At 51.3% G+C, this 13,011-nt stretch carries 12 protein-coding genes; 6 read left to right on the top strand and 6 right to left on the bottom strand.

The window, feature by feature from the left end; genetic code table 11:
- Positions 1-192: 192 nt before the first annotated feature.
- From ABJU74_RS06415 to ABJU74_RS06390, 6 genes are all read left to right on the top strand, one after another.
- Positions 193-468: a hypothetical protein gene (locus ABJU74_RS06415; RefSeq protein ID WP_348383874.1), complete on the top strand. Its 276-nt coding sequence runs from the start codon at positions 193-195 to the stop codon at positions 466-468.
- A gap of 123 nt (positions 469-591) precedes the next feature.
- A complete protein-coding gene (locus ABJU74_RS06410) occupies positions 592-2,790 on the top strand; it encodes a TonB-dependent siderophore receptor (protein WP_348383875.1) in 2,199 nt (732 codons plus the stop codon).
- Positions 2,791-2,808: 18 nt separating this feature from the next.
- Positions 2,809-3,528, top strand: coding sequence for an ABC transporter ATP-binding protein (locus tag ABJU74_RS06405; protein WP_348383876.1), 720 nt, complete (start codon positions 2,809-2,811; stop codon positions 3,526-3,528).
- Positions 3,525-4,961, top strand: coding sequence for a DUF3526 domain-containing protein (locus tag ABJU74_RS06400; RefSeq protein WP_348383877.1), 1,437 nt, complete (start codon positions 3,525-3,527; stop codon positions 4,959-4,961). Before ABJU74_RS06405 ends, ABJU74_RS06400 begins: the two co-directional genes overlap by 4 nt.
- Positions 4,961-6,211, top strand: coding sequence for a DUF3526 domain-containing protein (locus ABJU74_RS06395; protein WP_348383878.1), 1,251 nt, complete (start codon positions 4,961-4,963; stop codon positions 6,209-6,211). Before ABJU74_RS06400 ends, ABJU74_RS06395 begins: the two co-directional genes overlap by 1 nt.
- A gap of 22 nt (positions 6,212-6,233) precedes the next feature.
- On the top strand, positions 6,234-7,301 hold the full coding sequence (locus ABJU74_RS06390) for a M14 family metallopeptidase (protein WP_348383879.1): 1,068 nt from the start codon (positions 6,234-6,236) through the stop codon (positions 7,299-7,301).
- 216 nt (positions 7,302-7,517) lie between these two features.
- Here the strand turns inward: ABJU74_RS06390 and ABJU74_RS06385 are convergent, their stop codons facing one another.
- From ABJU74_RS06385 to ABJU74_RS06360, 6 genes are all read right to left on the bottom strand, one after another.
- The gene (locus tag ABJU74_RS06385) at positions 7,518-8,000 is read right to left on the bottom strand and encodes a phytanoyl-CoA dioxygenase family protein (RefSeq protein ID WP_348383880.1); all 483 of its coding nucleotides are present in this window, start codon (positions 7,998-8,000) and stop codon (positions 7,518-7,520) included.
- Positions 8,001-8,015: 15 nt separating this feature from the next.
- Positions 8,016-8,315, bottom strand: coding sequence for a hypothetical protein (locus ABJU74_RS06380; protein WP_348383881.1), 300 nt, complete (start codon positions 8,313-8,315; stop codon positions 8,016-8,018).
- A 461-nt stretch (positions 8,316-8,776) separates the two neighbouring features.
- Positions 8,777-9,421, bottom strand: coding sequence for a glutathione S-transferase family protein (locus ABJU74_RS06375; protein WP_348383882.1), 645 nt, complete (start codon positions 9,419-9,421; stop codon positions 8,777-8,779).
- Between the two features lie 71 nt (positions 9,422-9,492).
- Positions 9,493-9,867, bottom strand: coding sequence for a hypothetical protein (locus ABJU74_RS06370; RefSeq protein ID WP_348383883.1), 375 nt, complete (start codon positions 9,865-9,867; stop codon positions 9,493-9,495).
- A gap of 122 nt (positions 9,868-9,989) precedes the next feature.
- Positions 9,990-10,226: a hypothetical protein gene (locus ABJU74_RS06365; protein WP_348383884.1), complete on the bottom strand. Its 237-nt coding sequence runs from the start codon at positions 10,224-10,226 to the stop codon at positions 9,990-9,992.
- Positions 10,223-12,505 (bottom strand): molybdopterin-dependent oxidoreductase, encoded by a 2,283-nt coding sequence (locus ABJU74_RS06360; RefSeq protein WP_348383885.1) that lies wholly within the window; start codon positions 12,503-12,505, stop codon positions 10,223-10,225. Before ABJU74_RS06360 ends, ABJU74_RS06365 begins: the two co-directional genes overlap by 4 nt.
- Between the last annotated feature and the right edge of the window lie 506 nt (positions 12,506-13,011).

The following is a 13,011-nucleotide window of genomic DNA, read 5'->3' as shown; positions in this document are numbered from 1 at the left end:
GGCTTTCATTGAGAAAAATCGGGTTTTGGCAAATAAAACATATCCCATCTGAGAATTGCGAACATAAGCGAAGCAGTCTTTCTGCCGCAAGCTGGAAATCGCGTGCATCACCCATCGCACCTATTGCAATAATATGTAACGTTATATAGTTACATCGCGATGGGACCGGGCGCGATTCATTTTGGACAAAAAATGGCAAAGCCAGTTTGGCTGCCTGTTATTTTGTGCCTTTTTCTAATTGGGCAGATTGTTGCTGGCAATCATTTTCACGAAATGGAAACGGACGGCTCAACGGAGCCAGAATGCGTCATTTGTGCGCAGGCCGGGAAGAGTGATGATCTCGATATACCTTCTGTTATTGGCGCGCCAAATCCAGATTTTCTCAATCTGTGGCAAACAGAGTTGGCCACAGCACAGCCTTCTATCGCAGCGCTGGAAGAAAAAGCGCGCGCACCACCCCATTGCTGAAGCCAAACAGCTAACCAGCAATAACTGTTGTTGCGCGATTGTCTGATTTTGGCTGTCTCAAAGATATTTTAACGCCGTCCAAAGGGATTGGGCGCGTCTTTTTTGATTTTCAGGGATATAATAATGACCAAATTAAACGTCATGCGCTTGCTTTTGAGCAGCGCATCTTTGTGTTTTGCAAATGCTGCTTATGCACAAGTTCAGAATGGTGAATCGTCCGACACGCTCTCCGATGACGATGCGGGGATCATCGTCTCGGGCGTCCGGCCTGCTTATCGCGGAGATTTTGATGAACTCGAAATTCCGCAAGCCGAACAGATTATTGGCGAAGAATTGTTGCGAAACGCCAATGCGCTTGATCTGAACGCGGCGCTTGATTTGTCTGCATCCGTTGCCCGGCAAAATAATTTCGGCGGACTATGGAACGCCTTTTCGGTGCGAGGATTTTCCGGAGACATTAACTTGCCCAGCGGATTTCTGGTCAACGGTTTCAACGCTGGTCGCGGCTTTGGCGGGCCCCGCGATATTTCCGGTATCGAATCAGTCGAGGTTCTAAAAGGTCCGCGTTCCGCCCTTTTTGGGAGAGGTGAGCCCGGGGGTACCGTCAATCTTGTTACAAAACGGCCGGGTTTTGAAACATCGGGCTATGTGCAGTTCCAAGCGGGATCGTTCGACTTCTATCGTAGCGATATCGATCTTCAAACGACATTGGGTGATAATGTCGGTGTCAGAATTGCAGGCTTCTATGAAGATGCCGGCAGTTTCCGTGAAACCGTGGAGACGGAACGCTATGGTATCTATCCATCCATAACCGCCAAGCTTGGTGAGGATACGGTGGCGACTTATGAGCTGGAATATACCGAACAGAAAGTGCCATTTGATCGGGGCGTAATTTTCTCCGAACAGTTTGGATTTTCCCCGCGCCGAACCTTTACGGGCGAGCCAGGTGACGGTCCTATCGAGACTGAAGTTGTCGGCCATCAATTGGAATTGCAGCATAATTTTTCCGACAATTGGAGTTTTCTCGCCGGATTGGGTTATCGCGAAACGTCTCTGACGGGCAACGCATCGGAAAATAATTTCGGTGGCCGCCAGCTTTACTTGCGCGATGGGCAAACCATCACGCGCTTTTTCCGTTTCCGGGATTTTGACTCTGACTATTTTGTCTTGCGTGGTGAATTGGCAGGGGAATTTAACACTGGTTCTTTGCGCCACCGCATGATTTTCGGAGCGGATTATGACCGGTTTCAAAATAACCAGTTCATTCTGCGTTTCCGCCCGCCATTTGTGGCAGCGGATGCGGATATCACTACGCTGGATCCCGCCACTTATCTATTTCTCAACGCGAACAATCCAGTCTATGGCCAGTTCCCGCAACCCGTGTCGGGGCCTAACACGGACCGTGAGGAAATACTCAAGGGTTTTGGTTTCTATTTTCAGGATCAAATCGACATCACCGACCGCTTCCAAATTCGTATCGGTGGGCGTTTTGATGATTATAAACAGGACCTCACCAATTTGCGGGCAACACCGGCAACGACGGCGACCAGCAATGACACGCGGTTCTCACCGCAATTCGGTGCTGTTTATCGGGCCGATGATGGCTTGAGCATATACGCCTCCTATGCCGAAGGTTTCCGTCAGCAAACCGGGTCGGACTTCCAAGGCAATCAGTTCGCACCCAATATTACAAAATCTGCAGAAATCGGGATCAAGGCTGACCTCGCCGCTTATTTCAACAATGTGCAAGGTAGTGTTTCTCTGACGGCATTTCACGTTGATCAAAGCAACATTTTGGCAAACGATGATCGTCCCGATGCTACCAATCTTGGATTCTTCCTGTTCACCGCCGGGGAAGCGCGCAGCCGAGGCCTCGAATTTGATGCAAATTTGACGACCGATGGCGGGTTTAGCCTCTGGTTCTCTTATGCCTATACTGACGCTGAATTTACCAACAGTACATTGGATGAATCCGGATTCGGTGGGCGTGTCGAAGACGGCGACCAGCTTATCAATTCTCCCAAACACCAACTGAGCGTGCTTGCCAGTCAGGCCTTTGACATTGGCAATGTGCCTGTGCAATTGGGCGGCGGTCTGCTGCATGTCGGTGAGCGCAATGGCTGGACCGGATTTGATTTCACGCTGCCATCTTACACCACAGTCAGGTTGTTTGGTGAAGTGGAGATTGTCGAGAATCTGGCGCTGCGAGTGGATGTGGACAATGTCTTTAACGAGACATTTTATACCAACTCCTTTGCCGATGTCTGGGTTCAACCCGGTGCACCCACAACGGCCCGCGTATCGGCGCGTTTTAAATTCTAGGAAAGGTAGGATTTAGTTATGACATCGCCTCTTGAAGCCCGTTCGCTTTCGCTCGATCGTGAAGGAAATCTAGTATTAGATGGGGTTTCCTTTACGGTTGCGCAGGGCGAGATATTTGCGCTCCTCGGCGGCAATGGTGCGGGAAAGTCAAGCACATTGTTAACCTTTCTAGGGTTTCTCGAGCCATCCGGTGGCGAGGTTCTGGTCAATGGCCAGAGCGTCGCCAGCGATGTCACAATTGCGCGTAACGCAATCGCCTATTTGCCGGAAGCCGCGTCGCTTTACGGACATATGACGGCCTTTGAAAATCTCGATTATTTTCTTGATCTGGCCGGACGATCAGCGGACCGCGATGAACTCAACGCAGCATTGGAACGCGTGGCTCTGCCAGAAGAAGCGCGATCCAGACGGTTACAGTCCTATTCGAAAGGGATGCGTCAAAAGACTGCTATTGCACTGGCGCTTCTGCGCGAGACGCCGATCTTGTTGCTCGATGAGCCAACGTCTGGGCTGGACCCGGTGGCCATTGATGAATTTCACGATCTGGTCAAAACGCTGGCTGAGGGTGGGCAAACCATCTTGATGGTGACGCATGATGTTTATGGGGCATGTCAGGTTGCAGACCGGGTCGGCTTGCTGCGACGAGGCAAGCTGGTGGGTAGCTTTTCAGCCGAAAAAGGTCAGCGCATTGATACCGAAACTGTGCATGCGGCCTTTGCAGAGCGAGAAGCAGCATGAGTGCTATCAGCCGCATAGCGCGTGAAGAATGGCGCCTATGGTTGCGCTCTAATGTGGTTGTTGCGGCAGCCCTGATCGTTGCTGTTCTTCTCGCCGCCACAACCATTTTGACAATCAACCGGATCGCTTCCGAGCAATCGGATCGGCTGGAACAGCAGGTTGCTGCGGAACGGACATTTTTTGCCCAACCTGACCGTCATCCACATCGGATGGTGCACTATGGTCACTATGCTTTCCGCCCGCCCCCGCCGTTGGCGATGTTTGAACCCGGTGTGGATGCGGTCACCGGTCAGTCAATTTTCCTCGAAGGCCATCGCCAGAATACGGCCATGTTCGCTGATACAAAAGCGGCGGCTGATCTAGGCGGTTTTGCTGCGCTCACCCCAGCCAGCCTGTATCAGTTGCTCTTGCCTTTGCTTCTCATCGTGCTTGGTCATGCTCTGTTCCTGCGTGAACGGGAAAGCGGGACGTTGGCGGTGATATTGGCGCAAGGTCAGTCCGGGATGAAACTCGCGGCCGGCAAGGCATTGGCTCTGCTTTCGGTCATTGTTATTTTCATGATCCCGCTCATCGCGGTTGCGGTCTATTCGATGCGCTTGGGAGAAAGCGGCCTCGCCGCATTTTCGCTCGTCGGCGGCTATTTCGCTTATCTGTGCGTCTGGGGCGCTATTGTTCTGGCCGCTTCGATCATTCTGAAGCAAAGATCAGTATCGCTCGGCGTATTGATCTTTGCTTGGCTGTTCGCGGCCCTGGTTGTTCCGCGCTTCGCGATCAATGCCAGCAGTGCCATGGTTGATGCGCCTGGAAAGATTGAGAGTGATCTTGTCATGCTCGCTGAACAGCGCAAATTGGGCGATGGCCACAATGCTGCCGATCCAGCGTTCCAACGACTTCAAGCGGAAGTATTGGAACAATATGAAGTGGAAACCATCGAGGAATTGCCGATTAACTGGCGCGGTGTGGTGGCTTCCTATTCAGAAGCCGAACTGACCAAATTGCTAAACAGCTATGCCGAAAACCGGATGAATCTGGAGGCTAGCCAGTCAGATATCTTCGGTCTTTTCGGTCTTGCGTCTCCGACAATCGCCATCAGTTCCGCTTCCCGAACATTGGCCGGAACAGATTTGGCAACACACCACCGGTTCTTGCGCGAAAGCGAAGCGCTGCGTTTTGATTTTGTGCAGTCACTCAATGCCGTCCATGCCGAAAAATTAGATTATGCAACCGATATGAACCGCAATGCCGATTCCGAGGCCTCGCGGCGAGCGAGAGTTAATGCGGGGGCTTGGCAAGTGCTCGATACATTTCGTTTTGTCCCGGACAGCGCGGCTCAGCGGTCGGATCGGGCAATGTTGTCTTTGGGCATATTGGTTTTCTGGCTATTAATCGCGGGAGCTGTTGTGTTCTTTTCCGCTCGAAGGATCCGTCTGTAATGTTCAGGAATATTGTTCGCGAAGCCCGTTTCCTCGCCAAAGACCGGGGCGCAATATTCTGGCTATTCCTAGCCTTTGCGCTTTCCGTTATAGCCGTTTCCTTTGGTGTGAATGAAGTTCGCCAGCAGCGCGAAACAATTGCAACCTTGATCGCGGAAGATGCGGCGGATCGCACCAACGCTTTGAAGGGGCAGGAAGAATGGGGCAGCGCCGCCTATTATGCGTTTCATTTCACTTTTGCGCCGCCATCTGACTTTGCATTTGCTGCCATGGGACAGCGTGACAGCAGCCCGTGGAAACACCGGATCCGCATGCTTGCTTTGGAAGGACAGATCCACGAATCTGACACCCGGAACGCTGATTTCGGACTGGTGGGCCGGTTTGACTTTGCCTTTCTCGCGGCATCGGTCGCACCGTTACTTCTGATCCTCCTGCTTTATGATCTACGTGCATCTGAACGGACCGTAAGGCGCCATGATCTGCTTGTCGCGACTGCTGGTTCCCCTTTGCAACTATGGTTACCAAGAGCCTTGGTTCGGGTTGGCTTGCTGGCGCTTTTGCTGCTTGCTCCGCTCTGGCTGGCGGCGCTGATCGAAGGATCGTCAGCAACGGCCTTATGGCAAGCGAGTGCTATTGTTGTCGGGTCGTTGCTGATCTGGTGGCTCATCGCCGAATTGGTGAGCCGCGTCGATGCGGCACCGTCAATTTTGCTGACAACATTGATTGGCATCTGGCTGGCACTCGCCATCGTAATGCCCGCTTTATCCAAGTCTATGATTGAAGCCAGCAATCCCGTGCCCAACGGCGGAGAGATTTTGTTGCTCCAGCGCGAAACCGTCAATGATGCCTGGGACTTGCCCAAGGAAGACACGATGATCCCCTTTGTTGAAGACCATCCCGAATTGGCGGATCACGCTGTGATCGATGGTCCGTGGGCGTGGAAATGGTATTATGCTTTCCAGCATGTTGGTGACCAGAAAACAGCGCCGCTGGTTCAACAATATCGTGAAGGCAGATTGTCGCGCGATCGTCAGGCCCGTCTTGTATCCATGCTATCGCCGACTTCCTTTGTCGAGCGCGCCTTTGAAAAGCTTGCCAAAACTGATGCAACATCGATGATCGCCTATGAAGATGCTGTTCGCGCATTTCACGCAGAGTTACGCGCATTTCACTACCCACTGATGTTTCCAGACAGGCCATTTGATGCAGAATTGCTAGATGGTCTGCCCGCTTATCAGCCGCCACCATAGCAGCAATATCCCGAGGAATTTCATGTACGTGCTTCGTTCAATTTTCGTGACTCTCTTCGCCCTGATTGCGGTTCCGACTCTGGCTGCAGATGTGCAGCCATTTACCATTGGCGATCAGATTATTGCGCCCGGTACGCGCGCCGACCTTCGTTTAGCCGTGCCCGCACGCGGCGATGAGCCAGGCACGTTCATACCTGTCACTATTCTCCATGGCGATGAAGCGGGGCCGGTGCTGGCCGCAGTTTCTGGTGTTCACGGATTTGAATTCCCGCCAATCATTGCAGCGGATCGTCTCGCGGACCGGATTGATCCGGAGGATCTCACCGGAACCCTCATTCTCGTGCGCATTGCCAATATTCCGTCTTACGAAGGGAAATCGCCCCATCTCAATCCCATTGACGGGAAAAATCTCAATCGCAGTTTTCCCGGCAGCCCGACGGGCACTTCAACCGAGCGGATCGCCGATATCTTGTCGCGGGAAGTGGTCGCGCGGGCCGATTTTTTGCTCGATTTGCATTGCGGCGACGGGGCAGAATTTCTCGAACTATTTATTGGTGTATATGGCGGACCGCTCGCATCCAATTTTGCGCTTGCACGCAAAGTGGGTGAGGGGTTTGGATTTCCCAATCTCGTTCGCTATTCTATGAACACGCAGCGGCAAGTGGACACCGGTCGTTCGCTAAATCGACAAGGCGTCGCGAGCGGCATCCCTACTGTGCTGGTGGAGTTCGGCCAGAATGGCCGGCGCGATGAAAAATTTGTTACGGGTATTGTTACCGGGGTTGAAAATGCCCTTTCCATCCTCGGCATCTGGGACAAGCCAAGCCATAACGTACCGCCGGTGCTGCGTCTGTTTGAAGGCACAACCGCTGCCCGTGCCTCACATTCAGGGCTTTTCTATCCGGATGACCCCGAACGCCGATATCTTTTTAAGGGCGACCTGATTGGAACGATCCGGGATTATTCCGGTAAGGAAGTCGAACGGATTTACGCACCCATTAATGGCTATGCGCTTTACGGTATCCTGGGCCCGCCAGTCCGAGCTGGCTGGAGCGTTGCGACAATAGGAATACCCACAGACGGATTTTAGACGGTCTTATTGTTATGAGCAAAGGCCGCGACGGTCTGTTCCAATGTCTCTCAGAACCGAAATCTGGCCATGATGGACTTGGAGGTTTCGCTATTTGTAAAGTTCTGGATGGAACATTGATCGCATTGCTCCAAGTCAATTTGGATCGGTGGGAGTCCGAGCTCGGCTAGACGCGAGCATTTGGCTGCAATATTCCGAACGCGGGCGTTTTCCCAATCAGGTCATCATTTTTGGATCGCTAAATCTTGCGGCGATAGTTGATCTTGGAAACCGGCATGTCAACATCAGCCTCGCTTTGTCGGAAGAATTTGGCGCGGGAGTGTGGAGCACGCGCAAATCCATCAAATAGACATCGCCAACGCGGCCGGAGAGTTCTGTCACTTGCAGTTCAACATCTCCGACGCGGCCCACTGCCTTATCCGGTTGCACAATAGCCGGGCGATTGGGATTAAAGAGGGATCTGAAATAATCCTCTTCCCGCAAGCAGCGCTTGAGCTCCTTGGAAGAAAGGCCCGCGGAATTGTTCAACAAACGATGTGATCCTGCAATCACAAGCGTAGCCCCACCTTGAGGATCGACATCATCGAGAAACGTGAAGGCCTGTAACCCCGGCGAGGCTTGCTCACCAAATTTAGGCAAATCGATATGCCAGGCATCGCTGGGGACTGACCAATTGTCATCGCCAGGCAAAGTAAACAAAATTTGCTGACCCGGTCACAATGGGGTTACCGGCTGACCGACAAGCTGCTCAATAAGAGGTGCTAGTCGATTGTCAATCAGATTGGGAAATTGCGCGGCTCTGTTTAGTCCATTAAGTGCTTTACGAAATAGCTTAGGGTAGCCAAAACGACTTTGTGAGTTGATCCAGCGACCAGCGGCATAAACTCCATGCTTGGTGGCAAGATCCAAGACCATGTCATATGCAGCTCGAGCATCTTCAGACGCAACAAATCCCTCGAGCTTGACTATGCCCGATTTTTCCAGTTCCCTAGCGTGATCATTATAGTTTTTCATCGAGCGGAGGGTCTACATTAGGCTCGATTGGTTAGCAATTGCGCGGCTCGCTGTTGACCAATTGGTTCAATGCTTGGGTCCGCTTTTGCACCCAATGCCCCCGCCAATTTGGAATAATAATCTCAGATGTTGTTCCTTTGGGCCGCTATTCTATTGATGCCATGCGCTATTGGCCTAAGACTGCAACGGCCGTCGCCGCGCGAAGAAATAGTCAAGATATTTGCGAAACCATTTGCCCATATGGACTGGATGACTTGCTTGGGCTGATTCTCCGTCCAATCCCAAATTTTATGACAGTGAAACGTGAAATCTATCATCAGCGACTGAATGACAAGGATTGGCTCAACAAATGGCCAAGGCTTAAAAGGACGGACTTCTAGCACCGACTGTTGCGCCCATAGCGGAAATTAGCGGTGTGGCGGCTTTATCCCGAAAGCGGGCATTAAAACTGTCCATCAATTTCAGGTTAAGTCGTCCATTCTGGATCTCCAACTCACCAACTCCGCTCGGTTGGAGAAAGCCTCAGCAAATTCTGGAGTGGCCCCAGAAAAGCCGGTGGCGCTGATACCGTAGATGGCAAAGTCAGCAATGCTTGGTTGGTCGGAGTAGAAAAACGGGTGTTCTTTGAGCAGTTCTGCAAGATTGTCCAAACGCAGTTCCAACTCGGCAACGAGAATTTCATATGGTAACCGTCCCAGTCCTTGGCCCAGCGGTTGTTGGCCAACCAGTCGGCGCAATATCGGTTTTGCGAAAAAGCGGAGTGGAGCAGGAACAAACTGCCTGTTTTCCTCAAGAGTCCGTGGTTCGTTTCTATTGTTCCACCGCAGAGCCTGAACATACCAGTATAAAGATTCATCGCTCCAATCTTCGAGCAAATATTGCTTGGCAGAGACCGCTGCGTCTTTTGAAATCAGAGGTGGCGATGGTTTTTCGATATCCAGTTTGCGCAAGATCAGGCTGGAATCAAAAACCACCTCGTCGCCAAACAATACAATTGGTACCTTACCGGTGTGCGGGTTTAGCTTCCTAAGCTCAGATATGCCCACATACTCCTGATGCTCGAAAGCGAGATTCTTATAGGCAATCGCCGCCTTTACCTTTGTCACAAAGGGGGAAATTGATGGGCCAATGACTTTGATTTTCGAGATTGGAGACTCTCCTCGCGAAACAACAAGCGTTATACCAAGACACCAGCTAGTCCAAGAAGAACTACCAAGCCAAAAAGCGGAATGACTGGGAATGTCCGCAAAGGCAGTTTTGCCTTTACCGCCACGCCAATTGCCAGAGCTACCAGAGAAAAAGCAATCCCGGTGGAGATGATTGCGTAGTCCAGCTTCTCTGACCATATAGCCGCAACTGTGTAACCTAAGGCAACCACAGCAATGACAATGGTTGCTATATGCCAGCTATAGTAGGCCATCCATTTCAGATCGGGTTCCATCTCGGCGGCCATGAACGGTCGGACAAACACCCTTCCTCCCGCAAATATGTGGATGAGAACTGTGGCATAGCAAATCGAAGCTGCTGCCCAGAAGAATAGAGTTGCGCTCAATTCTGATCCCTCGTGCTTGCCGTCATTTCATACACTTATGACGGCTGCGAGAATTTGTCGATTAGCTGAATATCTAATGTCCGCTTTTGCGCCCTTAGCGGACATTATATCAGATTTCATTCCTAAGTCGTTTCACCCTTCTGAAACCGATCCAGCTCATCCGGATCAAATCCCTCATCATTGTCGATCAACGGATCGCGCAAAAAATCCTTTTCCGGGGGAACGGCAGTCGCGTGGTTCACCATCCATCTGCAAGCTTTGTCTAAGAGTGATTTGTTATAGGAACTGCGCTTGGCCATCCACATATTCAGCTTGGCAGAGCGTTCGCGTTTCTTGATGGATTTTTCCTCCGCGCTCATTCGGCCGGCTCTAGTGCGGCAGCAGGAGTACTAGATTGTTCCGGTTGTTCTACTTTGTTGATCCGGCACGGAACCCCTTTCAGATGCGGAATGCCCTGTTCGCGATCAAGATAGTCTTCATCATCCCGGCAAAGCTGCGCATCTGCATATTTGAGCGCTCCTGACAGATGGCCCGCACCTTGCTTCATTTCCGGTTTCCACCAACCATGCGGGATTCTGATCAATCCATCGGGCATGGCATCCTTGATCGCTACCTTGATTGAAATTTTCGCAAGTTCATTCTCGACTTCTACCCATTCACCATCTTCAAGATTGTAGGTTTCTGCTGTGCCCGGACTCACAAATGTTAGGGGTTCGGGATGACGTCTGCGCATTTCTTCAATATGCCTATGCCCAGTCTGGAAAAATCCGTCTTCTCGGACGCCGGTGAACAGTTTCAACGGAAAATCCGGATCAACCGGTGGGTCTTCGCGGAAGTAGGGCAATGGATCAAATCCAAGCTCTTCAAGCGCGGTGGACTTCAACTCAACCTTTCCAGTGGGTGTGGCAAAACCAGTCTTGAGATATTTGCGAAACTCCGGCGGGCCGAAGTGAACATCTGTCTTGGCGACAAATTCATCCCAGCTCATATTGAGCTTTTGCAGTCGATAATCGTAGAAATCCTCTATCGTATCCCAAGGAACAATTTCCGGACGATCCAACGCACCTGCAAGGCTTTTGCAAAAATCATATGTCGAGCGACATTCACCAGGCGGTTCCATCGATTTTTCCGAAGTACGGACTGTCGAAGTCCACCCGAAGGAATCCATCAGCCAAGGTCGTTCCAGCCAACTGTCCGCAGGAAGCACATAATCGGCCAGTTGAGCGGACGGTGTCATAAACTGCTCATGCGCGACAATCAGATCTTGGTTCATCATCGCCTTGATGATCAGGTTCATATTGGCATAGCTCATCATCGGATTATTGCCGAGGAAGAAGAAAGCTTTCACTGGATAGGGGCCTTCTCCAGCCATCGCCTGAAACAGTGATGAAGGCGGCGTCATATGACAACCCATTACCAAATTTGCATATTCTTGCCCCCAGACCTTCTTGGTTGGCCCGCGAAAACGTTCCTGACCGCGATAGGTGAATGCTGGATATTTATCTGAACCAAGTTGCTTTGCTTTTTGCTCGTCCGATAGAATCTCGTGCATTTCGATAGCAGATTCATTGATCACGTCTGGGTTAAAGCCCTGCAGAGTTTCTCCGCCCGGAACATCGACATATCCGCATATTGAACGCAGGATGCTTTGCAGCCGAATAGCGGAGGTGGAATTACGCTGCATGTCGGTTATCGGAGTCCATGGAATGATCGACGGCCCTTCGGTCGCATACATCCGTGCCGCCTTGGCAATCATTTCTGGATCGCACTCGGTCAATTTAGCCACGCGTTCGAGCGGATATTCATTCACGCGCTCTTTCAGTTCCTCAAAACCGATCGTCCAGTCTTTTACAAAGTCTTTGTCGTAGAGCTCTTCATCGATGATGACTTTCAACCATCCGAACATCATGGCTGCATCGCTGCCGACTTTTAGCGGTAGCCAGATATCTGCACGCTCTGCACTTGAGCTCCTGCGCGGGTCGGTAACGATAAGTTTAGCGCCACGCGCTTGTGCTTGTTTAATCCAAGTGTACATGGGCGTCCAACTGTGCCGGCGCGGGTTGTGCCCCATCAGAACGATGCATTTTGTGTTCTGGAAGTCGCCGATGGGATACCAGCCATATGTAAACCGATTGATCGCGGCGGTATTTCCTGCGCATAAAGCCACGCCGCTGGTCCAATTGGGCGACCCAACATGATTCATGATACGACGGAGCAGCCCATGGTCCGTTGCGGTGTTCCACTGGCTTGTCGACACGCTCCAGGCTTCGGGACCGTGTTCTCGGATAATGGCTTTCAAGCGCGAGCCAATATCATCGAATGCATCTTCCCACGTCACTCTTTCCCATTTGCCCGATCCGCGCTCGCCAACCCGTTTCATCGGATGCATGATCCGGTTTGGATTAGCGAACCCCTTGGGAGCGACAATGCCCTTCATGCAGATATTATCCCGGAAAATCGGATTGTCGGATGAACGAACTTTTACAACGCGGCCCTTTTCAACTTCCGTTACCACGGAGCAAGCTATGTCGCAGGTTGCACAAATTGTCCGCTTAGTTGTTAAGCCTGGGCGAGACTTGCGTTTCTCATATTTCGCATTGGCGACTGCTTGCGGATCAAATGGGGCTACTGCTGGCATGATAGACTTCTCCTCAGTTCCAATCCTAGTTAGTCTAAAAACTAGACTTTGTCGAGTCTTGGTGCTAGATTGCAAAAAATTTGGTTCGGAACGGAAGTAATTTGGATATGAAATGGGATGAAATCAGCAATCAACAATGCTCCGTCGCACGAAGCTCAGCAGTGTTGGGTGATCGCTGGACTTTGTTGATATTGAGTGATTGTTTTCTTGGGGTCCGTAAATTTGCAGAGTTCCAAGGGCGATTGGAAATTCCCCGGACAACGCTAGCAAATCGCCTTCAAAAGCTTGAACAGCATGATGTCCTGTATCGCAAACAATATCAGACCAATCCCGATCGGTTTGAGTACCGACTGACCAATAAGGGTCGCGACCTTTATCCGGTTCTCTCCACGATTCTAAATTGGGGAGACAAATATTACTCGGATGAAGCAGGACCCCCAATATTAAGGCGGCATGTTCCTTGCGGCCATGATATCCAGCCTGTTTTGCAATGCCCCGAATGCAAT

Source organism: Parasphingorhabdus sp., assembly GCF_039982415.1.
Taxonomy (GTDB): domain Bacteria; phylum Pseudomonadota; class Alphaproteobacteria; order Sphingomonadales; family Sphingomonadaceae; genus Parasphingorhabdus.
Note: the sequence above shows the minus strand (reverse complement) of the source record. Positions and strands in the feature narration are given on the sequence as shown.